The sequence below is a fragment of the Polymorphospora sp. A560 genome, from assembly GCF_045781765.1.
In the GTDB taxonomy this organism is placed as follows: domain Bacteria; phylum Actinomycetota; class Actinomycetes; order Mycobacteriales; family Micromonosporaceae; genus Polymorphospora; species Polymorphospora lycopeni.
Window position 1 is genome coordinate 4,844,240 of sequence record NZ_CP122282.1, and the last position, 25,068, is coordinate 4,869,307.

Genomic DNA, 25,068 nt, shown 5'->3' on the forward strand with positions numbered 1-25,068 from the left:
GCCCGGCCACCGACCGGGCGGTCGACCCTACGGCCCCGGTCCACCGGACGGCCCGCGCTTCACCCTACGGTCTGCGGTGATTGACATCGATCGGCTGGTTGACCAGGATCGTGATGCCACCCGGACCATTGCGGACCGCGACAAGCATGCCACAGTGGAATCGACGGGCGTGAACGGAATCGACGGGCGTTGACCGGCTCGACGGGGCGTCGACCCACGACGCCGGTCCGGCCCGGTCCAGCCAGCGAAGGAAGGCCCGCACGTGCAGACAACTGGGGATCCGGCGGCCCCGTCGACCACCGGCGCCGACCAGGGGACCGAGCGGCCCGGCGACTGGCCGTCCGCGTTCGAGGAGGCGGTCGTCGCGATGCTGCCGGAGGTCCCGGGCGGCCACCGGATAGCGCCGGACACCGACCTCGCCGCGCTCGGCCTGGACAGCCTCGGCCGGACCGGGCTGGTGCTGCTCCTGCAGGACGAGTGGGACGTGGAGTTTCCCGACGAGGTCCTGATCGGCAAGAACTTCGAGACCCCGGCGACGCTGTGGGCGGCCGTCTCCCCGTTCCTTCCCGAGGGCCGCTGACCCGGTGCGCCAGCGGCTTCGGCAGGCGCTGTGCCGGGACGGCTACCTGTTCCCCACCGCCGTCGCCGGCCTGTACGGCCGGGACGGGCGTTTCGAGAGCCTGGTGGATGCGGTCGGCTCGGCCGTCTCGGCGATGGCCGCCGAGGTCGGCGCGGCGGTGGTCCGGTATCCGCCGGCGGTCGCCGCCGACGAACTGCACCGGGTCGGCTACCTGCGCTCGTTCCCACACCTGGCCGGCACGATCAGCGTCTGCGCCGACACCACGGGCCGCGAGACGGCGGTCGCCGCCCGGCTGCACCGCGACGGTGCGTGGGAGGAACTGCTGCGGCCGTCGGAGCTGGCACCGTGCCCGGCCGCCTGCTACCCGGTCTACCCCCACCTCGCCGGCCGTGACGTCGGCGGCGGCGAGTGGTACGACACGATGGGCTACTGCTTCCGGCGGGAGCCGAGCGACGACCCCTTCCGGATGCAGCTGTTCCGGATGCACGAGATCGTCTGCGTCGGCGACCGGGCCACGGTCGACCGGTTCCTGGCCCGGGCCCACGACTTCGCCGGGCGGCTGTTCACCGGCTTCGGGCTGACCGTCACGCGGGCGGTCGCCACCGACCCGTTCTTCGGCTCCGGCGGCCGGATGCTCGCCCGCGAGCAGCTCGAACGCGATCTCAAGCAGGAGTACGTCTGCCCGACCGACGACGGCGGCGTCGCGCTGGCCTCGGTCAACGACCACGAGACGCACTTCACCCGCCCGTACGGTGTCACCGGCGGCGACGGGCAGCCGGCGGTCTCGGCGTGCGTGGGGTTCGGGCTGGAACGGGTCGTCCTGGCCGCGTTCCTCCAGCACGGCCCGAGTCCGCGGGACTGGCCGGAGGTCACCCGCCGGGCGTTCGGTGCCGGCCGGCCGGACCGGGCGGCCGACGACGGTGCCGCGGCGGACCGGTGACCGGCGGGCCGCCCGCCGGAGAGGCCGCCCGGCGGGCGGCGGTGGCCCTGCGCCGGCACGCCGACGACGTCGACCGGCAGGGCCGCTTCCCGCGCGAGTCGGTGGCGGCGTTGCGGGCCGAGGGGCTGCTCGCCGCGCTGATCCCCGGCGACCTCGGCGGCGGCGGGCTGACCGTCGCCGAGGTCGCCGACGTCTGCACGATCCTGGGAAAGTCCTGCGCGTCGACGGCGATGATCTTCGCGATGCACCAGATCCAGGTCGCGTGCCTCGTCGCGCACGGCGGGGCGCCCGGCCGCGACTTCCTGCGCCTCGCCGCCGCCGGGCAGTTGCTCGTCGCGTCCGGGACCTCCGAGGACGGGCACGGCGGCGACATCCGCTCCAGCACCGCCGCCGTCGAAGCCGACGGCGACCACGTCCGGCTGCGCAAGCACGTCGGCACCATGTCGTACGGGGAGCAGGCCGACGCCCTGCTGGTCACCGCCCGCCGCGGCCCCGACGCGGCCGGAACCGACCAGGTCCTCGTCCTGTTGCGCCGTACGGACCCACCGGCCGGCGAGTGGACGAAGGTCGAGGCGACCCGGCCGTGGAACGCCCTCGGCCTGCGCGGAACCGCCAGCGTCGGCGCCACCGTCGACGCCCGGGCGGCGGCCGGCGGCGTCCTGCCGGCCGCGTTCGCGGAGATCCTCGCCGCGACCATGTTCCCGGTCAGCCACGTGCTGTGGTCGGCGGTGTGGCTGGGCATCGCCGCCGACGCGCTGGAGACCGCCGGCCGGCACCTGCGCCGGCCGGGCCGTGGGCAACGCGCGCTGCCGCCGGGCTACACCGAGCAGGTCGCGGCCTTCTACGAGTTGGACGGGTTCTGCCGGCGGCAGGCGGCGGCGGTGTCGGTCCGGCCGGGTGGTGGTACGGCCGGACCGTCCGCCGGGCTCCGCGGCGCCGTCGAGCTGAACAGCCTGAAGGTACGCGTGTCCCGTGGGGTGGTGGACATCGTCGTCGGCGCGATGGCCGCGGTCGGGTTGGACGCCTACCTGCTGGACACCGACGTCGCCCTCGGCCGTCAGCTACGGGACGCGATGAGCGCGCCGTTGATGATCCGCAACGACCGCCTGCTGGACAACGTCGGCGACTCGCTGCGGATCCTCAAAACGCTGTTCTGACCCGGTCGGTCAATCCCGGCGGCGGAACTCCAGGCCGTCGAACGTCCCCGCCGCGCGCCACTGCCCGATGAAGCGGAAGAACGCCTGGGCGCCCTGCGGATATCCGACGAAGAACGCCCGCCGGGGGCCGGAGTCCTGGCCCTCGTTGTTGTAGGAGCCGGGCGTGCAGTCGGCCGATCCGACGTTGCTGGTCGAGCCCAGCAGCAGCTCCATCCAGGCGTCCTCGGCCTCGCGGGTCACCTCGACCTCGTCGTGGCCGTGCTCGAGGGCGTGCCGGACGATGCCGGTGATGGTCGTCCCCGACTCGGTCAGGTTGTGCGGGATGTTGGCGATCAGGCGGGCGCCGTGCGAGGGCTGCACGAAGAACGCGTTGGGGAACCCGTGCACGTGGATGCCGTGCAGGGTACGCATCCCCTCGCCCCAGTAGTCCGACAGCCGCCCGTCGCGACCCGTCATATCGAAGCCGCCACGTTCGGTGAACGGGGTGCTGACCTCGAACCCGGTCGCGTAGACGATGCAGTCCACCGGGTGCTCGACACCCCCGGCGACGATCCCGGTCGCGGTGATGCGCTCGACGCCGCGCCCGTCGGTGTCGACCAGGTGGGTGTTGGGCCGGTTGAACGACTGGAGGTATTCGTCGGAGAAGCACGGCCGCTTGCAGAGCTGCCGGTACCACGCCTTGAGCCGCCGCGCCGTCTCCGGGTCGTCGACGACGGTGTCGACCCGGGCGCGGATCTCCTCCATCTTCTCGAAGTCCGCGTCCTCGTACGCGGCGTTGATGCCGTCGCGGGTCAGCTGGGTGCGGGGCAGCTTGCGGATCCGGTCGCGGGCCCGGCGGGCGAGATCGGTCCACGCGTCCATCACCAGGTCCTCGCGCGCGGAACCGGTCTGGTTCGCGGTGAAGTTCTCCAGCCAGCGTTGCTGCCAGCCGGGGGTGGCGATCTCGGCGAACCAGGCCGGGTCGGTGGGCCGGTTGCCGCGTTCGTCCACTGAGGACGGCGTCCGCTGGAAGACGAGGAGTTCGGCGGCGTCGCGGGCCAGGGGCGGCACGCACTGCACGGCGGTGGCGCCGGTGCCGATGACGGCGACGCGCTTGTCCCGCAGCCGGTCCATGGGTGCGCCGAGCGGGTCGCCGCCGGTGTATTCGTAGTCCCAGCGGCTGGTGTGGAAGCTGTGCCCGCCGAACGTCTCCAGCCCCGGGATGCGGGGGATCTTCGGTACGTGCAGCGGCCCGGTCCCGAGTGCGACGAACCGGGCGGTGAACTCGTCGCCCCGGTCCGTACGCACGATCCACCGTGAGTGGTCGCCGTCCCACCGCAGGTCCGTCACCTGGGTGTGGAAGAGCGCGTCGGCGTAGAGGTCGAAGTGCTTGCCGATGCGCCGGCAGTGCTCCAGGATCTCCGGCCCGTGCGCGTACTTCTCCGACGGCATGTAGCCGGTCTCTTCGAGCAGTGGCATGTAGACGAACGAGGCGGTGTCGCACTGCACGCCCGGGTACCGGTTCCAGTACCAGGCGCCGCCGAAGTCGCCGCCCTTCTCGACGATCCGGACCGAATCGACGCCGGCCTGCTTGAGCTGGGCACACGTGGCCAGGCCGGCGAAGCCGCCACCGACGAAGGCGACGGTGACGTGGTCGCGTTTCGGCGGACGTGGCGTGACCGGGGTGAACGGATCCGGGCGGCCGTCTTCCCACCGGCGGTACTGCAGCGGCCCGTCCGGCCGTAGCCGCTTGTCACGCTCCAGCGCGTACCGGCGCTTCAGCGCTTCCTTGTCGGTCATCGGTGGTTCCCCTGTCGACATGAGACATCCGGCCGGTGTCGTGGCGGCGTGGTCGGTCCGGGCTTACCGGTATCAGACCAGTTCCTCGACATCAAGCCCCCACCAGGCGTCGTTCCAGGCGTGGTAGCCGTAGCGGATCTCCGCGGCCCTGGCCCGTACCTGTTCCTCGACAGCGTTCTGCCGGCCGCCGTTGCGCAGCACCCGGGCCACCAGCCCGGCCACCTCCGCGATCACCGGTGGGTCCATGCCGAGGGTGGTGACCGCCGCCGTGCCCAGGCGCAGCCCGCTGGGTCGGCGGGGGCCGCTCGGGTCGTTGGGGATCTGGTTGCCGTTGCTGAGGATGCCGGCCGCCGAGAGCCACTGCGCCGCCACGTCGCCGGTCACCCCGAGAGGGCGTACGTCGGCCAGGCAGGCGTGGTTCTCGGTCCCGTCGGTGACCAGGTCGAAGCCCCACAGCACGAGGTTGTCGGCGAGGCAGCGGCTGTTCTCCACGACCTGCCTGGTGTAGGCCCGGAACGAGTCGGTCAGCGCCTCGCCGAGCGCGGCGGCGATGCCGGCCACGATCCGCACGTTCGTCCCGCCCTGGCAGATGGGGTAGACGGCCCGGTCGACCTTGTCGGCCAGTGCGGCCGTGCTCAGGATGAGTCCGGCGCGGGGACCGCGCAGGGTCTTGTAGGTGGCGGCGGTCATGATGTCGACGTGCGGTGCCGGGCTGGGAATCGCGCCGCCGGCGATGAGCCCGGCCGACTGGGAGATGTCGGCGATGAGGACGGCACCGACCTCGTCGGCGATGTCACGCAGCGCGCGGAAGTCCCACAGCCGGGGATACGAGGTGTCGCCGCAGAAGATGGCGCGGGGCCGCTCCCGGTGGGCGAGGGCGCGGATCACGTCGTGGTCGAGCCGGCCGGTGTCGGGCCGCAGGCCGTACGGGACCACCCGGAACATCCGGCCGATGAGGTGCAGCGAGCCGCCGGTGGAGTAGTGGCCGCCCGCGGCGGTCTGCAGGCCCAGGACCGGGTCGCCGGGCTGGAGTACGGCCAGCGCCGCCGCGAGGTTGGCCATGGTGCCCCGGTAGGGCTGGACGTTGGCGTGCTCGCTGCCGAAGAGGCGGCAGGCGCGCTCGACGGCGAGCCGCTCGATGGCGTCGGACACCGCCTGCCCCTGGTGGTAGCGGCGGCCCGGGTATCCCTCGCAGTGCACCGCTTCGAGCGCGGGGTGCATGGCGGCCCGCACCGCCGGGGTCAGGTAGTTCGCCGCGGCGATCAGGTTGATGGTGGTGGACTGCCGGGTCAGCTCCTCTTCGATCATCCGGGCGATGGTCGCGTCCGCGCCTCGCAGCGCCGAGACGTCGTCGACTCCTGACACAGGCTCACCCACTCAGCCACCGTCCCACTCAATGATGATCTTCATTGCGCATTAACCAATGTAACTCATGTGGACGGCCATCAAATGAGCCGAGGGAGAAGCCGCCGACGGCGAGGTAGACAGCGTCGGCCATCCATATCGGGCAAAACTGGTGACAGTCGGCGGGATCGCTCCCACGCCGGCCAGCGGTCGCATTAACGCGAGCCCGGACACGTCGACAAAGGCGGGCTGTCCGTCCACACAAATTGGATCGGAGATGCCTGGAATCTTGACCGTTCAGCCGATTCCGGGATGAATTGCGGACGGCCGGCGCTACGCCGTCGCCGGTTCCGCCGTGGTCACCCGACCGGTCGACCGCCAGAACATCCAGCCACACAGGAACGGCACGGTCAGGCCGTGCGCGCCGAGGACCGAGCAGACGTGCGTCCGGTGGTCGTTGCCGTGCTGGAGGGCCTCCAGGAGCACCAGCGGCCGCGCCCCGGTGACCTCGGGCCACGGGCCGCGCGGCGGCAACGTGACCTCCATCTCCTCCCGGCGCCGCAGCACGTCGTGCCACCGCTCGCTCTGCCCGGCCCACACCGCGTGCAACTCGGCGAGCGTGAAGGACTCCTCCTCGACCACCGGCACCTCGGCCGCCTCGCCGGTGAGCCGCCGCAGGAGCCGCTGGTCCTCGGCGATGATGTGGGTGATCGTCGGGACGATGGCGCCGTACGTGCCCGGCGTCGAGAGAGCGAGCTGTTCGGGCGTCAACGTCTGGCAATGCTCGATGAGCGCCCGGGTGGCCCAGATGTGATGCTCGAAAAGGATCTCGAAGTCTCCCACCCGGCCATGCTATTCACGGCGCGACGGACGGTGCAAGCACGGCCCTCGATCAGACGGCGCCCGAACCCGGCCCTTTCCGCTCACACCCGGTGCGCAAAACTTGTTTCCGGCCCGAGACCTGGACGAGGAAACCGCCGGCAAACCCGGTTATCGGCAATGGAGCCGTCCGTCGAAATGATTTCGACACGACTAGTGGCGCCTTTCGTCTCATCGGGACACCGGCACCTGGCGCCCGGTGCCGTGGTCGATGACCGGCAGCGCCTCCCACCGCCCCAGGTCCGCGTCCGGGCCCACCGACCCCCGGCACAGGGTGTAGCGGTCGGGCGCGACGACGCCGGGCTCGTCCGGCAGCGCCGCGACCACCCGGCGGTGCAGGTCCGGCAGCGGTTCGGGAGGCGTCGCCCCGTCGACGGCGACGTAGACCTCCAGGTCGACGACCTGCTCCGGGCCGGCCGCCGGTCGGCACGCGACCGTCACCGCGGTGCCGGGCAGCAGGCCGGCGACCAGCCGCCGCACCGCCTCCGGCCGGGTCCAGCCAGCCCGGGTACGGACCCAGTCCGGGCCCCGTACGACCGGCGCGACCCCGCACAGCCTGGTTACGTCGGCGACCGACAACTCCTCGTGCACGGCGGTGCAGACGACCAGCTCCAGGCCACGCAGGAACCGCTCCCCGACCGGCGGGGGCAGGTAGCGCCCGTCGGCCAGCAGGACCAGCCCGCACCGGTCCGGCTCGGGCCGGTTGAAGCTCAGCATGAACTTCATGTCGTGCCGGGGCAGCGATTCGAACCGGCTAACGGTGCTCGCGGCCCGCAGCTCAGCCAGCTCGGCCGGGTCCGGAACCGTGGCCGGCGGCGCCCAGTCGCGGTCGCGGCGCGCGTCGTTGAAGTACGCCGACAGGTCGAAGCGCAGCCCACGGGCGAGCCCGACCTCCGCCTGCCGCGCGACCAGGTCGTCGAGGTGGTACTGGCCGTTGCGGTAGCCGCGTACGGCCGCCGGGAACGCCTGGCGGAAGGCCGCCGACAGCGCGACGTCCTGTCGCGGCAGCACGAACAGGCCGTCCTGCGCGGTGGGCGCCCGCAGGGCACGCAGCCGGGCGTCGAAGCGGTTACCGGTGATCAACTGGAGCACCGCGGCGTCATGACCGGAGTAGGCGGCCAGCCACAGCGCGGTGACCGTCAGCAGCACCGTCGAGATGGAGGTGTTGGAGCGGGCGGCGAGGATCGGCGTCGCGACCGCGACCGCCGGGGACACCATGCGGTAGCGGTGGATCGGCGGGCCGTCGGCCGGCACCGGCGCGAAGTCGAACATGGTCGCGGGCGCGGCGTGCAGCCGGTCCCCCCAGTGCCGAAGGGCGCCCGCGGCCAGTTGCCGGCCGGCCTCCGACCGCTCGAACTCGAACTGTTCCAGCGGCGACCAGGCGGTGTCGGGCTCGGCGGCCGGCGCGGGTTCGGCGCCGAGCAGCACCCGCAGGTCCTCGGCCAGGCTCTCCACCGCCCAGTTGTCGACCGCCACGTGCGAGGCGACCAGGACGACCGCCACGACCTGTTCCGCCGGGGAGAGCACGGCGGCGAACCGGACCGGCCACACCGAGGTCAGGTCGAAGCTGTCGGCGGTCAGCGTCCCGGCGATGTCGGCGGCGTGGGCGGCGGCGTCGGCGCCGTCCGGCAGCGGGTGGAAGGCGACCGCCATCTCACCGGTGCCGGCGATCCGCTGCTCGCCGTCGACGAAGTGCGTACGCAGCGACGAGTGCCGTTCGACGAGGGCGCGTACGGCGTCGAGGAACCGCTCGCCGGTCACCGGGCGGGCCAGCTCGAACGACCGGCTGAGGTTGAACGACGCGGTGGCGTCGCCGAACCACTGCAACGGCTTCCAGATGGCGTACTGGCCCCAGGTCAGCGGGGCGGTGACGGACTCACCGGCGTCGAACGTCAGGTGACGGATCGGCATGGCGCACATGATGTCCCCGGTCGTCGCATCGGCGGGCGTCGTTGATGATCCAGCGGGCCCTGGAGCGTACCGTCGCGCCCGGACCGGGGTCAACGAGTCGCGTCGCCGGCCGTTCCGGCGAGGCGGCACGACGTCCCGGTGATGCGGTATCGTCCGTCCGATAGCCACGCGTCGATCGCGCCGGCCGCCGGCGTGGCACCACGTTCCGGCGAGCGACATCAGAGTGACGTCCCGCAGAAGTGACGTTCCCGAGCGGCGACGCTCCGAAGAGGACGGTGCGCACCGCACGGTGTCGCCGTTCCGGCCGGCGACGGCCACCGCCACCGATCACGTTCTGGAGACGGAATTGCGAAACGACGCCCCAGCCCATCCCCGGCGGCGTGACCGGATCAGGCAGGGGATCGTCCATGCCGGCGCGATCGCCCGGCCCCGGTGGGAGATCGCGAAACTGATCCCGACGGCCGGCTGGCCGCTGACCGTCGCCCTCACCCTGTTCAACGTCGTGTTCGGGCTGCTGCCGGTGGCGTTCGTGGTCGCGACGAGCGTCCTGCTCGGCCAGGTGCCCGCCGCGGTGACCGGCGGCGCCGACTCGGCGGCGTGGGCCGACATGATGCTCGCCTTCTGGATCGCCGCCGCGGCGTTCGTCGGCCAGCAGGTGCTCGCCCCGTTGCAGAGCGCCCTCGGCGAGCTCGTGGCCCGGCGGGTCGACGGCAAGGTGACCCGGATGCTGATGGCGGCCTCGCTGCGCAGCCCGACCGTCGCACCGCTGGAGAACCAGCGGCTGCTCAACGAGCTCGGCGACGCCGGCCGCGAACTCGAACACGGCTTCACCAGCCCCGGCAAGGCGTGCGCCGGACTGCTCGCCCTCGTCGCCCGGTACGTGCAACTCGCCGGCCACGTCGTACTGATCGGGTTGTTCTTCTCGTGGCTGATGGGCGTCGCGGTCGCCGCCGTGGTCATGTTCCTGCGCCACGGACAGCGCGGCGGGCTACGCAGATACTCGCAGGTGGGGCGCGTCATCGCGGCCGACCGCCGGCGCAGCGACTACCTTCGCGACGTGGCCGCCGGCGCACCGGGCGGCAAGGAGATCCGAGTCTTCGGGCTGGCCGGCTGGCTGGCCGACCGCTACCGCGACGGATACATGAAGTGGATCGTGCTGGTCTGGGCCGCCCGGCGCCGGGTCTTCCTCAAACCGCACCTGTGGATGGCCGCCGCCGCCCTTCTGGTCACCGCGGCGCTGCTCGGATCGGTCGGCGCGGAGGCGGCCGGAGCGCTGCCGCTGACGAACCTGGTCGTCACCCTTCAGGCCGTCCTGGCGGCGCTGCGCCTCGGCGAGCAGTACCCGGAGTCCGACGTACCGACCCAGTTCGGGATGAACGCCTACGACGCGGTCCGGACCTTCGACAGCAGCGTCCGGGCGATGACCCCGGCGACCGGCCCGGACGACGGGGACGAGGTCCGGGCCCCGGCCAGCGGCATCCGGTTCGACGGCGTGGGATTCGGCTACCCGGGCGAGAACCGGGCCGTCTTCGACGGGCTGGAGCTGGCCATCCCGGCCGGCCGGTCGACCGCCATCGTCGGTGTCAACGGAGCCGGCAAGACCACCCTCGTCAAGCTCCTCGCCCGGCTGCAGGAACCGACCAAGGGCAGCGTACGCGTCGACGGGGTGGACGTACGCGAGCTGCCGGTCGACGGGTGGCGGCGGCACATCGCCGTCATCTTCCAGGACTACCTGCGCCACGACCTGTCGGCGGCGGAGAACATCGGGTTCGGTGCGGTGGAGCACCTGTCCGACCGGGACGGCATCCGCGCCGCCGCCGACGCGGCCGGCATCCTCGACGCCCTCGACCGCCTGCCCAAGGGGCTGGACAGCCCGCTGGCCCGGCACCTCGACGGCGGCGTGGACCTGTCGGGCGGGCAGTGGCAGCGAGTGGCGATCGCCCGGGCGCTGTTCGCGCTGCGCCACGGCGCCTCGATCCTCGTCCTCGACGAGCCCACCGCCAACCTCGACGTGCGCGCGGAAGCCCAGTTCTACGACGAGTTCGTCCGGCTCACCGAGGGGATGACCACGATCCTCGTGTCACACCGGTTCTCCACCGTCCGGCACGCCGACAACATCGTCGTACTCGAACACGGGCGGGTCGCCGAGCAGGGCTCGCACGACGAGCTCGTACGCCTCGGCGGCCGCTACGCCGAACTGTTCCGGTTGCAGGCGAGCCGGTTCACCGACGACGCGAAGGCGGCCTGATGCGGGACCTGTTCTCCACCGCCCGGCAACTGCTGTCGATCTGCTGGCACCAGAACCGGCGCAAGACGATCGTCGCGGTCACGCTGATGATCGCCGGTGCGGTGGCCGCGCCGCTGACCGCGCTCGGCCTGCGCTGGCTGATCGACGCCGCCCTCGACGGCCGGGTGGCCGACGCCGTGTCCGCCGGTGTCACGGTCGCCGCGCTGGCCGTCGCCGCGCTCACCCTGGGCCACTTCGCCCACATCGCACACTTCGAGCTGTCCGAACTGAACGTGGTCCACATGGACCGGGAGATCATCGCCCTGGCGAACGGGTCGCCCGGGCTGGCCCACCACGAGCGGGCCGACTACGCCGACAAGCTCACCGTGCTCCGCCGCGAGATGCAGCAACTGCGCAGCAGCCTGGAGGCGCTGCTCGCCCTCGCCGGGCTGGCCGTAGCGATGGTGCTCACCGCGGTGCTGCTGGCGATGGTCAACCCGTTCCTGCTCCTGCTTCCGCTGGCCGCCGTACCGCCCCTGGTCACCGGGCGGATCGCCGAGCGGATGGTCGACCGGGCCAAGCTGGCCACGGCCCAGGACGACCGGGTGGCCCAGCGCCTGTTCCAGATCACCACCGACGCCGGACCGGCCAAGGAGCTGCGCGTCTTCCGGCTCCAGCGGGAGGTGCTGGCCCGGCACCGGTCGTTGTGGGACGGCGTCACCCGCCGGCTGTGGCGCTCGCACCAGGCGGCGACCCTGGTGCGGACCGCCGGTCAGCTCTGCTTCGCCGCCGGATACGTCGTCTGCATCCTGCTCGTGGTCCGCGACGCGGCCGCCGGCCGGCGCACGGTCGGCGAGGTTGTGCTGTCGATCGCCCTCGCCGCCCAGGTCAACCAGCAGGTGGCCGCGGCCGTGGCCCAGCTGCAGCAGTTCCAGCAGATCACCAACGCCTTCGTACGCCTGAACGAGATGCGCGAACTGATCGACACGGCCGAACCGGTGGCCGCCGACAGCGAGCCCCCGACCCGGCTCAGCGAGGGCATCCGGCTGCGTGGTGTCGAGTTCGGCTATCCCGGCGCCGCCGCCCCGGTCCTACGGGACGTCGACGTGACCCTGCCGGCCGGCACCTCCGTGGCCATCGTCGGCGAGAACGGGGCCGGCAAGAGCACCCTGGTCAAGCTGCTCTGCGGCTTCTACCAGCCGGTCCGGGGCGAGATCCTCGTCGACGGCGTCGAGCTGCGCCGGATCCCGCTCGAACAGTGGCGGTCCCGGATCGCGGCCGGCTTCCAGGACTTCGTCCGCTTCGAGTTCCTGGCCCGGGAGGCCGTCGGCGTCGGCGACCTGCCCCGGATCACCTCCGGGCCGGCGGTGTCGGCCGCGCTCGGGCGGGCACAGGCGACCGACGTCGTGGACCGGCTCGACCACGGGCTGGAGACACCGCTCGGCAAGACCCTCCCCCAGGGCACCGAACTGTCCGGCGGGCAGTGGCAGAAGCTCGCGCTCGGCCGGGCGCTGATGCGCGAGGAGCCGCTCCTGCTCGTCCTCGACGAGCCCACGTCGGCGCTGGACGCCGCCGCCGAACACGCGCTGTTCGAGCGGTACGCCGCCCAGTCGCGCGAGCTGGCGGCGAAGACCGGGGCCGTCACCGTCTTCGTCTCGCACCGGTTCTCCACCGTCCGGATGGCCGACCTGATCATCGTGGTCGCCGACGGGCGGATCGTGGAGGCCGGCGACCACGCCGCGCTGGTCCGGGCCGGCGGCCTCTACGCGGAGCTGTACGAGCTGCAGGCGGAGGCCTACCGGTGAATCCGGGCGCCCGGCTCAGGTCACCGGGGCGGGAGCGGGCGCACCGGTGACGGTGGCCGGCCAGTGCAGGTCGACGCCGCGCCGGTCCAGTTCGGCCCGGAAGTCCTCGAGCAGCTTCGCGTCGTCGCGTACGGCGTGCGGCGACGTCTGCCGGTCCAGGCAGTAGGCGGCGAGCGCGCCGGCCGCCTCGCCGATCGACCATTCGGCCGGGTGCACCCGGTAGCAGCCGTTGGTGATGTGCGTCGTCCCGATCGCCTTGCCGGCCGCCACCACGTTCGTGACCCGGCTGGGCAGCAGCGCCCCGAGCGGGATCTCGAACGGGTGCGCGGCCACGTCGAGGTAGCCGTCGCCGCCGGTCGTCGGGTGCAGGTCGATCCGGTAGTGGCCGGTGCCGACCGAGTCGTGGTAGTGCACCGCCCCGGCGGCGCCGCGTACCGCGACGGACAGGTCCTGCTCGGTCGGTGTCGTCACCGCCTCGAGCCGGCGGGCCTCGCGGATGTACGGCGCCTGCGCGAAGCCGTCGGCGGTGCCGGTCACGTCGGGCCGCGGCCGCAGCCCGGGGAAGCCGGTGCCGCCGTCCGGCCGGGGCGCCTCGGTCTGCATCCAGTAGAGGAACGCCTGGCTGAACTCCTTCGCCCGCCGGACGTGCCGCTCGGCGTCCGGCACGTCGAACAGCGGCCCGTCCAGGTAGTCGGTCATCGGCCAGTTGACGATCGTGACGTCGCTGCGCAGCAGGCCGGGCCGGAACGCCTGCCGGTCCAGGATCCGCCGGTAGGTCCACAGTTCCGGGGCGAGCAGCGCCTCCTCCATCGACGTCGTCGCCGTCGCCGGTGGGTTCGGGACGAACCGGCCGGTGACCGGCTCGCCGGTGCGCGGATCGGGGTAGGTCCAGCTGAAGAGCCGGCCGGGCCAGCCCGGCGCCGACTGGTCACGCCAGTGGGCGTAGTCGGCCGGCCGGTCCACGGTGTGGTCGCCGTCGACGTGTTCGAGCGCGAAGCAGACGGTGGCCGCCTGCATGTTCAGCGGCGCCGCCTCGCGGGGCGCGCTCGGCTCGCCGGTCTGCGCCTGCGACTCGGTGCCGGTGCGGTGTTCGATGCCGGCCAGGGCCAGCAGCTCGCCGGTCTCGCTCGCCTCCAGCACCAGCCGGGCGCCGATGTGACGTACGGTGCCGTCGGCCAGCCGTACGGCGACGCCGGTCACCGTGTCCCGGTCGGTGTACGCACGCTGGAGCTCTGCCCGGGTGTGGACGGTCAACCGGCCGGCCGCGCACCACGGGGCGGTCATCGCCTGGAGCACGGCCAACGCCGCACGGGGTTCGTGGCACAGCGGGCTCACCCACCCGTTGCCGGGGTTGAGCAGGCCGCCGGCGGGCGGCGAGGCCAGTGGATACCAGTCCCGGTAGTGGCCTCGCACGCCCTGCCGGAAGCGCCGGTAGGTGCGCGTCGAGCCGTGCGTCTCGATCCACCGGTGCTCGTCCGGCGGCACCGCCTGCGAGGTGAGCTGCCCGCCGATCCACTCGTACGGCTCCACGACGACGACCCGGGCGCCGCCCTCGCAGGCGGCGAGCGCCGCGGCGATCCCGCCCACTCCCCCGCCGACGACGAGTACGTCGGTGAACTCCTCGACCGTCGTCGTGCCCGTGCCCATCAGCCGCCCTCGCCTCGTCGTGCCGTCAGTGAGAAGTGGTACCGGTCGCCCCGGTAGAACGAGACCGCGCGTTCGATCGCCCGGCCGCGCCCGTCGTAGCCGATGCGGCGTACCTCGAGCAGGGCCGCCGTCGCCGGGATCTCCAGCAGGTCGCACTGCCGCTGTGTCGGTACGACGGCGGCGATCATCTGCTGGGCGACGGTGACCTGGACGCTGTAGCGGTCCTTCATGGTCTCGTAGAGCCCGCCGCCGAGGTCCTCGACCAGCAGTCCCGGGAACAGGTCGGCGGGCAGGTGCACCTCTTCCAGGCACATCGGCGCCCCGTCGGCCAGCCGCAGCCGCTCGATCCGGTAGAGCAGCGACCCTTCGGGCAGGCCGAGTTCGGTGGCCACGGCGTCGCGGGCGACGACCGCGTCGGCGTCGATCATCTTGCTGCTCGGGATGAGGCCACGGGCCCGCATGTCCTCGCTGAACCCGCTGAGGCTGGTGTCCTTGGCGATACGGGTGTCGGAGACGAAGGTGCCCTGGCCCCGGATGGTGTAGATCAGGCCGGCGTCGAGCAGTTCACGCAGCGCCTGGCGCAGGGTGGTCCGGCTGACGCTGAGTTCCTCGGCGAGGTCCCGCTCGCGGGGCAGCGCCGCGTGCGGCGCCAGGGCCGAGACGCGGTGCCGCAGTTCGGCGCGGATCTGGCTCAGTTTGGTGGTCATCACGGCTCCGCTGTGGGGTGTGGGCAGGCCTGCGCGAACCAGCGCGTGGTGCGGACCGGGTCGGAGATGGCGGTGCCGACGACGACGGCCCACGCGCCCTCGGCGAACGCCGCCGATACCTGGGCACGGGTACGGTACCGCCCCTCCGCGATCACCGGAACGGGACAGTGTCGGGCCAGGGCGCCCACCAGGGCGATGTCCGGCCACTCCGGAACCGGGCCGGTGGTGTAGCCGGACAGCGTCGTGCCGACCAGGTCGGCTCCGGCGTCGACGGCGGCCAGGGCGGCGTCGAGGCTGTCCACGTCGGCCATGAACAGGGCGCCGCCGTTGTGCGCGGCGGCGACGAGGTCGACGAGCTTCTCCCCACCGGGCCGGGGGCGGGCGGTGCCGTCGGCCGCGACGATCTGCGCGCCGGCCGAGGTCAGCGCGGTCACGTCGGCCACGTTCGGGGTGATGTAGACGGAGCTGCCGGGGGTGCTGCGCTTGACCAGGCCGATGACCGGCACACCGAGGTCGACCATGCCGCGTACGTGCGCGATCCCCTGGCCGCGCAGGCCGGCGGCGCCGCCGAGCACGGCCGCGGACGCCATCGCCATCATGTGCGCGGTGTCCACGAACGGGCTGTCGCTGTCCTGGGCCTGGCACGAGACGACCAGCCGTCCACGGATGGCATCGGCCACGTTCATCGGGTTTCAACCTCTTCTACGATGTCGACCTTCTCCAGGTCGACATGGACGGTGAGTGCGGCGAGCGGGGCCGGTACGGCCGACCCGTCGGACAGGGCCAGGGCGCCGGCGAGCGGGTCGCCGGCCGCCGGTACCGGCCGGGCCTGCGGCAGGCCGGCCCGCAGCGCGGCGGTGAACGGCGCGACCAGCAGGTCGCCGGCTCCGAAGAGGCCGCCGGTGCCGGCGACCGGCACCTCGAATTCGACCGGCCCGGTACGGCGTACCGCGCCGATCACCGACTCGGCGAGCAGCCGGCCGGCCCGGTCCCAGATCTGGTGGGCGCCGTCGTGGCCGGCGCGGGCCAGGTCTGCGACGGTGGTGGCGAAGGCGGCGACCTGTTCCGGGGTCGGCGGGCGGTCGCGCCAGCGGGCCGGCAGCTCGCCGACCGGCCCGAAGGCGGCGGTGACGGCCGCCAGCAGCGGGCCGGACCGGCCACGGTCGCGGTCGCGCAGGGCCAGCCGGATGCCGGCCCGGCCGATCCAGTGCCCGGAGCCGCGGTCGCCGAGGTCGGCGCCCCAGCCGTCGGCGCGGGCGACGGTGGCGCCGACGGCGAGCACCACCACGCCGGTGCCGGCGGCGACGACCGCGCCGGGGACCGGCCCGAGCGCACCGAGGTAGGCGGTGACGCTGTCGTCGGCCACCCGCAGTGTCCCGCGCAGGCCCAGCTCGCGCAGCCCGGCCCGGATCGCGTCCACCCGTGGCGGCTGTCCGTTGAGGCCGGTCATCCCGACCCCGACGCTGACCGGTACGTCCGCGACCGGTCCGAGGTCGGCGAGCGCGTCACGTACCGCCGTGACGATGCTGGCGTCGGGGTCGGCGCCCCAGAAGCCGCCGGTGTCGGCGCGGCCGGTACGGGTGCCGTAGCGGGCCAGCGCACGGCAGCCGCCCTGGCCGAGGTCGACCCCGACCCGTACGGCGCCGGACCGGGCCGGTGCGGGGCCGCCCGCGCCGGTGGCGTCCACTACCGCACCGCCTTGTCGAGGGCGGTGTCGCCGGACAGGCTCAGCTCGGCGTAGTGGCAGGCGACCTCGCGGCCGGCGACCATCCGCAGTTCCGGTTCGGTCTCCGCGCACCGGGGCTGGGCGAGCGGGCACCGGGTCCGGAACCGGCAGCCGGACGGCGGCGAGGCGGGCGAGGGGACCTCGCCGGTGAGCACGATCCGTTCGCGGGGCGGTGCCGCCCAGGGCCGGGGCACCGGGGCCGCCGAGATCAGCGCCCGGGTGTACGGGTGTGCGGGCTGGTCGTACACCGCCGCGGCGGGGCCGGTCTCCACGATCCGGCCGAGGTACATCACGGCGAGGTCGTCGCTGATGTGCCGCACCACGGACAGGTCGTGGGCGATGAACAGGTAGCCGAGGCCGAGGTCCTCGCGCAGGTCGGCGAGGAGATTGAGGGTCTGCGCCTGTACGGACACGTCGAGGGCGCTGACCGGCTCGTCGCAGACGACGATGCGGGGTGACAGCGCCAGTGCCCGGGCGATGCCGACCCGCTGGCGCTGTCCGCCGGAGAGCTGGTGCGGGTAGCGGTCGGCGACCTCGGCGGCCAGGCCGACCCGGGCGAGCAGGTCGACGGTCCGGTCCGCCCACTCGTGACGCGGCACGAGGTCGCGGTGCGCCCGCCAGCCCTCGGTGACGATGAACGACACCTTCTTGCGCGGGTTCAGCGACGAGTACGGGTCCTGGTACACCATCTGGATCTCGGCGGTCAGCCGGCGCCGCAGGGCCGCGTCGGCGTGGTCGACGCGCTGGCCGTCGTACCAGATCTCGCCGCCGGCCGGGCGGCGCAGGCCGACGATGGTGCGGGCCAGGGTCGACTTGCCGCAGCCTGACTCGCCGACCAGGCCGAGGGTGCGGCCGGCGGTCACGGTGAGGCTGAGCCGGTCGACGGCGGTGACGTCCGGCCCCCGGTTGAACAGGCCGCCGCCGGCGGGATAGGTGATCCGGAGCTGCCTGACCTCAAGCCGCGCCCTTGACGGTGTCGACACCGGTCATCACCTCCTGCGCGTAGTGGCACGCCGCTTCGTGGCCGGTGGCGACGATCCGCAGTGCCGGCCGGTCGGTGCGGCAGTTCGCCCGGGCGACGGGACAGCGGGGATGGAACGGGCAGCCGGTCGGTGGGTGCAGTGGTGACGGCGGCATGCCCTCGATCGGGGTGAGCCGGGTGCCGGGCCGGTCCGGGGCCGGGACCGAGTTCATCAACCCCCGGGTGTACGGGTGGGCCGGTGCGTCGTACACCTCGCGCAGCGGGCCGGACTCGACGACGGTGCCGGCGTACATGACCGCGACCCGGTCGGCGACGTCGGCGACCACGCCGAGGTCGTGGGTGATCAGGATCATCGCCATGCCGTCGGCCTCGCGCAGTTCCCGCAGCAGGTCCATGATCTGCGCCTGCACGGTCACGTCCAGGGCGGTGGTCGGCTCGTCGGCGATGAGCAGCCTGGGCCGCAGCGCGAGCGCCATCGCGATCACGACCCGTTGCCGCATGCCGCCGGAGAACTGGTGCGGGTAGTCGTGCGCCCGTTTCGCGGCGTTGGGGATGCCGACCCGGTCCAGGCCGGCGACGGCCCGTTGCCACGCCTCCCGGCGGGAGAGGCGCTGCCGGACCCGGAAGAGTTCGGCGATCTGCTGGCCGACCCGGACCACCGGGTTGAGCGCGGTCAGCGAGTCCTGGAAGACCATGGCGATCTCGGTCGCGGACAGTTCCCGGGTACGGCGCACCGGCTTGGCGGAGATCTCCTCACCGGCGTACCGGATGGTGCCGCGTTCGACCCGGGCGCTGTGCCGGGGCAGCAGCGCCATGACGGCGCGTACGGTCACCGACTTGCCGGACCCGGACTCCCCGAGGATCGCCAGTGTCTCGCCCGCGTCGACGTGGAACGAGACGCCGTTGAGCGCCCGGTAGGTGCCCAGCGGGCCGTCGAACGAGACGACGAGGTCGTCGACGGCCAGCAGTGGCTGGCGGGCGGGTGGTGGTGCGACCATCGGGTCCTCCGGGTCCGGGTCGGCGGGATGTGGCGCGGGTGCCGGCTCAGCGCAGCGAGACGCCGGCGAAGTCGGGCAGGTCGTTCGGGGTCGGTGTGAACCCTTCGACGCCCTTGCGCAGCACCACGTTGCCGCTGAGGTCGAGCGGGAAGATGCCGACCGCGTCGTCCCAGACGATCTTGCCGGCCTGGGCGTACAGGTCGGCCCGCTTGTCCTGGTCGAGTTCGGCGCGGGCGGCCAGCAGGATGCGGTCGAGTTCCGGGTTGGCGTAGCCGTTGCGGTTGGCCGTCGACAGGTAGAGCCGGGCCAGGGTGAAGTCGGCGTCACCGGTGATGGTGCTGCCGGTGGTCATCGTGCTGTCCCAGTCGAGCTTGAGCAGCTTGTCCAGCCAGGTGGCCCGCTCGAGCTCCTCGGGCTTGACGACGATGCCGACCTTGGCCCAGTCGCTGATCATCGCGTCGGCGAAGGAGTTGCCGTTGGTGCAGCAGCCGGTGCTCCACATCATCGAGGTGCTGAACCCGTTCGGGTAGCCGGCCTCGGTGAGCAGTTGCTTCGCCTTGGCGGGGTCGTAGGCGTACGGGTTCTGTCCGGCGGCGCCGAAGATGGCCTCCGGCAGCGGTCCGGTGGCGGCGGTGCCTGCCTGGTCGAACAGCGAGTCGTTGATCCGGCCGAAGTCGACGGCGTGCCACATCGCCTGCCGGACCCGGGCGTCGGTGAACGGCTCACGGGAGCTGTTGAACCAGATGTAGTAGTTGGCGTACGTGGGGAACGACTCGACGGTCAGCGCGTCGTTGTCGCGCAGGCCGGTCAGCTGGTCCGGCGGCAGCCCCCAGGTCACATCGATCTCGTTGTTCGAAAGCGCGGTGACGCGGCCGGAGACCTCGGGGATGTAGCGGTACGAGATGGTTTCGAGCTTCGGCTGGTCGCCCCGGTAGTTGTCGTTGCGGGTCAGTTCGACGCTCTGCCCGGCGGTGAACGACGAGACCTTGAACGGTCCGGTGCCGTACGGGGCGTTGAAGAACGCGCTGTCGGCGAGCTTGGCGGCCGGGGCGATCCAGAGCAGGGTGAGGTTACTCAGCACGGTGCCCAGCGCGCTGCTGGTGTGGATGGTCAGGGTGTGCTCGTCGGGGGTGCCGATCTCGTCGACGGTGGCCCACAGCCCGGCCAGCGGCCCCTTGCCGTCGATCAGCGCCTGCAGCGACGCCTTGGCGTCGGCGCTGGTCATCGGGGTGCCGTCGGCGAACGTGACGTCCTTGCGCAACACGAACTGCCAGGTCAGCGGGTCGGGGTTGGTCCAGCTCTCGGCGAGCTTCGGGGCGATCTCGCCGTTCTCGCGTACGACCAGGGTCTCGAAGACCTCCTGGACGACGGTGAGGGTGGGCTGGTCGGCCGAGTTCGCCGCGAACGGGTTCAGCGACACCACCGGGGTCGGGTTCGCCACCCGCAGCGTGGTGGCGCCGGTGCCGTCACCGGTGGAGCTGCCGGAGTCGAAGGAGCAGGCGGTCAGTCCGAGCACGCCGGCGAGGGCCAGCGCGCCGAGGCGGGTGGTCAGAGATCTCATGTCATCCCTTTTCACTGACGGTTACCGGGTGGATAGGTTCGGGTCGGAGCGGTCCCGCAGTTCGTCGCCGAGCACGCCGACGCAGACGACGAAGACGGCCAGGACCAGTCCGGGAATGGTGGCGATCCACCAGGCGCTCGCCAGGTAGTCGCGGCCGTTGGCGATGGTGGTGCCCCAGCTCGGCGTGCCGGGCGGGATGCCCAGCGACAGGAAGCTCAGCGACGCCTCGGCGACGATGACGAATCCGAGTTGGACGGTGGCGATGACCAGCAGCGGGCTGGCGACCGCCGGGAGCACGCAGTGGCGTACGACGTGCCAGGCGCCGGCGCCGAGGGTGCGGGCCGCGTTGGCGAAGTCGCGCGACTTGGTGGCCATGGTCTGTGCCCGGGCGACCCGGGCGAAGATCGGCCAGGTGGTGATGGACAGGGTCAGTACGACGTTGGTGACGCTGGAGCCGAGGACGGCCGCGACGAAGACGGCGAGCAGGATCGACGGGAAGGCGAGCTGGATGTCGGCCAGCCGCATGAGGATCGCGTCGACGATCCCGCCGAGATAGCCGCAGAGGATGCCGATCGCCGCGCCGACGATGCCGGCCAGCAGCAGCGTCGCCGCGCCGACCATGATCGAGACCCGGGCGCCCTGCATGATCTGGGGCAGCAGGTCACGGCCGACCTGGTCGGTGCCGAGCAGCGCCAGGCTGCCGTCGGCGAGCCGGCTGCCCGGTGGCAGCAGCCGGTCGGTGACGGAGGTGGCGATCGGGTCGTACCGGGCGATGACCGGACCGATCACCCCGGCCACCGCGTAGGCCACGATCACCCCGATCGGGATCCACAGGCGCAGCCGGCGGCGGCGCCGGCGCGGGGTGCCGGCCGGCGGCCCGTCGTCGCCGGACTTGTCGACGTCGACGGGTTGGCCCGGTGTCCCGAGCGCCACGGACGCGGGTACGTCGGTCACGTCGGCCACCTCCTCAGACGCTCTCGCGCACGCGCGGGTCCAGCCGCACGTACAGCAGGTCGACGACCAGGTTGATGACGATGAAGATGGCGGCGACGGTGATCACGCACGCCTGCACGACCGAGTAGTCGCGGGCGGCGATGGCGTCGGTCATCAGCCGTCCGACGCCGGGCCAGGCGAAGACCGTCTCGACGATCACGGCACCGCCCAGCAGGCTGCCGAACTCCAGTCCGGCCACGGTGACGACCGGGATCAGCATGTTGCGCATCGCGTGCCAGCCGACGACGCGCGTCTCGGACAGCCCCTTGGCGCGGGCGGTGACGACGTAGTCCTCGTGCAGCACGTCGAGCAGGCCCGACCGGACCAGCCGCAGTACGACGCTGAGCAGCGGCAGCGCCAGCGTGACCGCCGGCATGATCATCGCCGCCGGTGATCCCGCACCGGAGCTGGGCAGCAGGTGCAGGAACCGGGAGAAGATCAGGATCAGCATGATGCCGACCCAGAACGACGGCAGCGACTGGGTGAGCATCGACAGCACCGACACCACCCGGTCGAAGAACCCGTTCGGGCGGGTCGCGGCCAGCGTGCCCAGCGCGAACCCGATGACGATGGCGATGGCGAAGGCGGCCGCCGCGAGTGCGGCCGTCGCCGTCAGGTGGGTGAAGACCAGGTTCGTCGCGCTGTCGTTGAGGCGGAACGACTCGCCGAAGTCGAAGGTGACGGCCCGTTGCAGGAAGCGGACGTACTGCACCACCGGTGACGCGTCCAGGCCGTACTCCCGGCGCAGCGCCTCGACCGCCGCCGGGTCCGCGTCGGGCCCGAGCTGGTTGATCGCCGGGTCGCCGTCGACCTCCCGCATCGCGAAGAACACCACCGTCGCCGCCCCGAAGAGGACGAGCGCCGAGATCGCGAGTCGGCGGATCGCAAACCGCAGCATCGCCGGAACCTCAGCGTCCGGGCGGCGACGCCGGGTCGCCGAGCAGGGCCGCCTCGATGTCCTCGACGACGGCGACCGCGGCCCGGCCCTCCGCGCCGCTGACCGGGGTGGGTCCGCCGGCCAGGGCCGCGTCGACGAAGGCTTCCAGTTCGGTACGCAGGTTGTAGGCGCCGCCGCCGTCACGGCTGGGCCAGAAGTAGGTGTCCTGGAAACTCGCCACGCCGTCGCGGCGGGCGTACATCAGGTCGTTGTGCGAGAGGTTCATCTCGAGGATGCCGTGCTCGCCGACGATCCGCAGGCCGGCGTCGGCCCGCGACGGCCGGGAGTGCGGCAGCGTCCAGTTGTTCTCCATCGTGCCGATCGCGCCGTCGTCGAAGCGGATCGTCGCGTGCACGACGTCGTGGCTGGGCGACAGCACCTTGCGGCCGACGGCACCGGTGACCTCGACGTCCCGGCCGGTCACGAACCGGACCAGGTCGGCGTCGTGGATGCCGAGGAACCAGGCGACCGAGGTACGGTCCCAGATTCCCTGGCCGACGGCCTGCGAGGTGCAGCGCCAGACCTTGACGTGCCAGATGTCGCCGAGTTCGCCGGAGCGTACGACCTCGCGCAGCCGGATCACGCGCGGGTCGAAGCGCAGCACGTGGCCGATCATCAGCGCGTCGGGGTCGGGGCAGCCGGCGATGATCCGGTCGCAGCTCGCCGTGGACAGCGCCATCGGCTTCTCCAGCAGCACCCGCTTGCCGGCGGCGAGGGCAGCGAGGGTCGCGTCCTCGTGCAGGTGGTCGGGGGTGCAGATGCTGACCGCGTCGACGTCGGCGAGCAGGTCGCCGATGTCCTCGACGGCCCGGACCCCGAGGTTGCTCTGTGCCCAGTCGCGGTTACGGGGCGACACGTCGGCGACGGCGACCAGTTCCGCCTGCCGTACGTCGCGCAGCGCGCGGGCGTGCAGCTGTCCCTGGACCCCGATACCGACGACGCCGATCCTGAGGCGGTCCACGCCAGACCTCCAACTGTTGCAAACCAGATGAACGCTAGGTGTGTACCTAGCTGGGGATAGTTCTACACCCAGCTCGGAGTGCAGGGCAAGGGTCCGCGCGCCACAAAATCGCCGGTGACCTGCGGATTCGTCGCAGGCCATCGATGTCCCGCGCGCGCGGCCGCGTCTTCTCGCTTAACGTCCATGCCATGAGCGAAAACCCGATCGCCCGGGACTTCTTCGAGACCTACACGCGGGCCCTGCTGGACCGGGACGCCCGGGCGATCGCGGAGCACTACGCGGTACCCGCGCTGATCGAATTTCCCGACCATCCGGTCGCGGTCTCCGATGCCGCCCAGACCGAGGCGTTCTTCGCCGGCGCGTTCGGCCAGTACGAGGGCGTCACCGATGCCCGGGCCGACGTCCACGTGGTCGCGGCGACCGGGCACAGCCTGTGGGCCGATGTGAGCTGGTCCTACGACGGCGCCCCCGGCGAGCGGAACATGTACCAGCTCGTCGGCACCGGCCAGACCTGGAAGATCGCGGTCCTGACACCCCTGTGACGCGCGATGAGCGCACGCCCGACGACCCCGTTCCGCTTCAGACGACCTCCAGGCTCGTCACCGCCCAGACAGGAAGGTCGAGGTCGCAGGCCGCGGGAACCCGGAGGTTCTCCGGGAGCGACTCCAGATCGAAGATTCCGCCACCCCCGGTATCGACGGTGTCCCCGATCCGGGCCTGCCCGCCTTCCGGGATGCTGATGGTCTCCCCATCCATCGTTGTCCCTTCGGACAACGCGAGCCGGTACTTCAGCGACACCTCGGGCGCGGCCGGCGGCTGAATCACGCAGACGCAGCCGTCCGTCACCACCAGGGTGGCGTCCTTCATGAGGGCTTGCATGTAGGCGCGCTCACCGACGATCGTGACGAAGGCCGCCGCGGGCGGCGCGGCCGGCGCCGTGGTCGGTGACGAGGTCTGCCCCTCAGGCGCCGCGCAGGCGACCGAACCCAGCATCGCCAACACTCCGGACAATCCGAGAAGCCGCCGCACGTAGCTCATAAAACGATCGCCCCCGCCGAGAAAACCGCCATCCATCGAAGACGCCCCGTACGTTGCGTTGCGGCCACGATACGAAACGGCGCGGGACACCCACCACATACGTTCGGTCGCAGGTAGGCGGTCTGCCGACTAGAGCACCTGGGTGATGCCCTCGGCAGCGACGCGGGCGTCGAGGTTCGCGCGGTCGAGGTTGGCGCACAGCACGATCGACGCCCCGGCCGACAGCGGCGCGAGCAGCCACTTGACCGGCTCCTCGTGCCGCGCGATGTCCACCAGAACCCGATCCCCCCGGCGTAGGCCCCACATGGCGGCGAGTTCGCCGGCCAACCGGGCCCACTCCGCATAGCTCGTGCCGTCCGGGCTGGCCGGGTCGTCGCCCCGGATCTCCTGGTACGCCGGCGGGAGGTCCGGGTAGCGACGTACCTCGGCGGCGTAGTCCCGGTAACCGTCGGGCACCTCGGCCAGCGCGGCACCGTCGGCCGCGAGACCGAGCACGAACCGGTGCCGCGCCTCCGGCACCGTCTCCAGCCAGCTGTCCAGCCGACGCCGCGCCACGAACACCGCGTCCAGCGGCTCTTCCGGGCTCGCGTCGAGGAGTGCCAGCCCGGCCGACGCCCAGGGCCGGAACGACACGGTGATGCCGGCGGACCAGGCGCCCAGCAGCACGGCCGCGGTCTGCCAGTGCGCAGGCAGCAGAATGGCAACCCGGTCACCGGCGGTCAGCCGGCAGCCGTCACGCAACATGCTCGCGGTCCGGGCGGCCCAGCCGCCGAGCGCCGCCGCGCTGAGGTCGATCCGCTCGCCGGTCGCACCGTCGAGATAGGTCAGCAGCGGGCGGCCGGCCTCCGGGTCGTCGGCGATCAGCGGGGCGTGGGCGGCGCTCGTCGAGTGCATCC

At 72.4% G+C, this 25,068-nt stretch carries 22 protein-coding genes; 6 read left to right on the forward strand and 16 right to left on the reverse strand.

Annotated features, from left to right (window positions below):
* Nucleotides 1-262: 262 nt before the first annotated feature.
* From QCD66_RS21545 to QCD66_RS21555, 3 genes are read left to right on the forward strand one after another with little or no spacing between them, the layout of a single operon-like run.
* The gene (locus QCD66_RS21545) at nucleotides 263-580 is read left to right on the forward strand and encodes a phosphopantetheine-binding protein (protein WP_375735678.1); all 318 of its coding nucleotides are present in this window, start codon (nucleotides 263-265) and stop codon (nucleotides 578-580) included.
* Between the two features lie 4 nt (nucleotides 581-584).
* Nucleotides 585-1,520, forward strand: coding sequence for a hypothetical protein (locus QCD66_RS21550; RefSeq protein WP_407566757.1), 936 nt, complete (start codon nucleotides 585-587; stop codon nucleotides 1,518-1,520).
* Nucleotides 1,517-2,677 (forward strand): acyl-CoA dehydrogenase family protein, encoded by a 1,161-nt coding sequence (locus QCD66_RS21555; protein WP_407566758.1) that lies wholly within the window; start codon nucleotides 1,517-1,519, stop codon nucleotides 2,675-2,677. The genes QCD66_RS21550 and QCD66_RS21555 overlap by 4 nt, the downstream gene beginning before the upstream one ends.
* 9 nt (nucleotides 2,678-2,686) lie before the next feature.
* Here the strand turns inward: QCD66_RS21555 and QCD66_RS21560 are convergent, their stop codons facing one another.
* The 4 genes from QCD66_RS21560 to QCD66_RS21575 form a co-directional block, all read right to left on the reverse strand.
* Nucleotides 2,687-4,456 carry a flavin-containing monooxygenase gene (locus QCD66_RS21560; RefSeq protein ID WP_375734900.1) on the reverse strand — a complete coding sequence of 590 codons (1,770 nt, stop codon included), beginning with the start codon at nucleotides 4,454-4,456 and terminating at the stop codon, nucleotides 2,687-2,689.
* 72 nt (nucleotides 4,457-4,528) lie between these two features.
* Nucleotides 4,529-5,833, reverse strand: a complete 1,305-nt coding sequence (glyA, locus tag QCD66_RS21565; RefSeq protein WP_375734901.1) for a serine hydroxymethyltransferase — start codon at nucleotides 5,831-5,833, stop codon at nucleotides 4,529-4,531.
* A 300-nt stretch (nucleotides 5,834-6,133) separates the two neighbouring features.
* Nucleotides 6,134-6,643 carry a DinB family protein gene (locus tag QCD66_RS21570; RefSeq protein ID WP_375734902.1) on the reverse strand — a complete coding sequence of 170 codons (510 nt, stop codon included), beginning with the start codon at nucleotides 6,641-6,643 and terminating at the stop codon, nucleotides 6,134-6,136.
* Between the two features lie 207 nt (nucleotides 6,644-6,850).
* Nucleotides 6,851-8,590, reverse strand: coding sequence for a condensation domain-containing protein (locus tag QCD66_RS21575; protein WP_375734903.1), 1,740 nt, complete (start codon nucleotides 8,588-8,590; stop codon nucleotides 6,851-6,853).
* A gap of 346 nt (nucleotides 8,591-8,936) precedes the next feature.
* Between QCD66_RS21575 and QCD66_RS21580 the strand changes: the two genes are divergently transcribed.
* On the forward strand, nucleotides 8,937-10,838 hold the full coding sequence (locus QCD66_RS21580) for an ABC transporter ATP-binding protein (protein ID WP_375734904.1): 1,902 nt from the start codon (nucleotides 8,937-8,939) through the stop codon (nucleotides 10,836-10,838).
* The gene (locus QCD66_RS21585) at nucleotides 10,838-12,622 is read left to right on the forward strand and encodes an ABC transporter ATP-binding protein (protein ID WP_375734905.1); all 1,785 of its coding nucleotides are present in this window, start codon (nucleotides 10,838-10,840) and stop codon (nucleotides 12,620-12,622) included. The genes QCD66_RS21580 and QCD66_RS21585 overlap by 1 nt, the downstream gene beginning before the upstream one ends.
* 15 nt (nucleotides 12,623-12,637) lie before the next feature.
* On the opposite strand, the gene QCD66_RS21590 is transcribed toward QCD66_RS21585, so the two are convergent.
* From QCD66_RS21590 to QCD66_RS21635, 10 genes are read right to left on the reverse strand one after another with little or no spacing between them, the layout of a single operon-like run.
* The gene (locus tag QCD66_RS21590; RefSeq protein WP_375734906.1) at nucleotides 12,638-14,269 is read right to left on the reverse strand and encodes an FAD-dependent oxidoreductase; all 1,632 of its coding nucleotides are present in this window, start codon (nucleotides 14,267-14,269) and stop codon (nucleotides 12,638-12,640) included.
* Nucleotides 14,269-14,976, reverse strand: coding sequence for a GntR family transcriptional regulator (locus QCD66_RS21595; RefSeq protein ID WP_375734907.1), 708 nt, complete (start codon nucleotides 14,974-14,976; stop codon nucleotides 14,269-14,271). Before QCD66_RS21595 ends, QCD66_RS21590 begins: the two co-directional genes overlap by 1 nt.
* Entirely contained in the window at nucleotides 14,976-15,662 is a 687-nt protein-coding gene (locus QCD66_RS21600) for an N-acetylmannosamine-6-phosphate 2-epimerase (RefSeq protein WP_375734908.1), read from the reverse strand. Before QCD66_RS21600 ends, QCD66_RS21595 begins: the two co-directional genes overlap by 1 nt.
* Entirely contained in the window at nucleotides 15,659-16,663 is a 1,005-nt protein-coding gene (locus QCD66_RS21605) for an N-acetylglucosamine kinase (protein WP_407566759.1), read from the reverse strand. The genes QCD66_RS21600 and QCD66_RS21605 overlap by 4 nt, the downstream gene beginning before the upstream one ends.
* Nucleotides 16,663-17,685 carry an ABC transporter ATP-binding protein gene (locus QCD66_RS21610; RefSeq protein ID WP_375734910.1) on the reverse strand — a complete coding sequence of 341 codons (1,023 nt, stop codon included), beginning with the start codon at nucleotides 17,683-17,685 and terminating at the stop codon, nucleotides 16,663-16,665. Before QCD66_RS21610 ends, QCD66_RS21605 begins: the two co-directional genes overlap by 1 nt.
* Nucleotides 17,657-18,682, reverse strand: a complete 1,026-nt coding sequence (locus QCD66_RS21615; RefSeq protein ID WP_375734911.1) for an ABC transporter ATP-binding protein — start codon at nucleotides 18,680-18,682, stop codon at nucleotides 17,657-17,659. Before QCD66_RS21615 ends, QCD66_RS21610 begins: the two co-directional genes overlap by 29 nt.
* A gap of 46 nt (nucleotides 18,683-18,728) precedes the next feature.
* A complete protein-coding gene (locus QCD66_RS21620) occupies nucleotides 18,729-20,243 on the reverse strand; it encodes an ABC transporter substrate-binding protein (RefSeq protein ID WP_375734912.1) in 1,515 nt (504 codons plus the stop codon).
* 21 nt (nucleotides 20,244-20,264) lie between these two features.
* The gene (locus tag QCD66_RS21625) at nucleotides 20,265-21,197 is read right to left on the reverse strand and encodes an ABC transporter permease (RefSeq protein WP_375734913.1); all 933 of its coding nucleotides are present in this window, start codon (nucleotides 21,195-21,197) and stop codon (nucleotides 20,265-20,267) included.
* Between the two features lie 13 nt (nucleotides 21,198-21,210).
* Nucleotides 21,211-22,134: an ABC transporter permease gene (locus QCD66_RS21630; RefSeq protein ID WP_375734914.1), complete on the reverse strand. Its 924-nt coding sequence runs from the start codon at nucleotides 22,132-22,134 to the stop codon at nucleotides 21,211-21,213.
* Between the two features lie 10 nt (nucleotides 22,135-22,144).
* Complete coding sequence (locus tag QCD66_RS21635; RefSeq protein WP_364207174.1) at nucleotides 22,145-23,134, reverse strand: Gfo/Idh/MocA family oxidoreductase; 990 nt, start codon at nucleotides 23,132-23,134, stop codon at nucleotides 22,145-22,147.
* 188 nt (nucleotides 23,135-23,322) lie between these two features.
* Between QCD66_RS21635 and QCD66_RS21640 the strand changes: the two genes are divergently transcribed.
* The gene (locus QCD66_RS21640) at nucleotides 23,323-23,676 is read left to right on the forward strand and encodes a hypothetical protein (protein WP_375734915.1); all 354 of its coding nucleotides are present in this window, start codon (nucleotides 23,323-23,325) and stop codon (nucleotides 23,674-23,676) included.
* Nucleotides 23,677-23,713: 37 nt separating this feature from the next.
* Here QCD66_RS21640 and QCD66_RS21645 read toward each other — a convergent pair whose 3' ends face one another.
* On the reverse strand, nucleotides 23,714-24,208 hold the full coding sequence (locus QCD66_RS21645) for a hypothetical protein (protein WP_375734916.1): 495 nt from the start codon (nucleotides 24,206-24,208) through the stop codon (nucleotides 23,714-23,716).
* Between the two features lie 93 nt (nucleotides 24,209-24,301).
* Nucleotides 24,302-25,066, reverse strand: a complete 765-nt coding sequence (locus QCD66_RS21650) for a TIGR03089 family protein (protein WP_375734917.1) — start codon at nucleotides 25,064-25,066, stop codon at nucleotides 24,302-24,304.
* Between the last annotated feature and the right edge of the window lie 2 nt (nucleotides 25,067-25,068).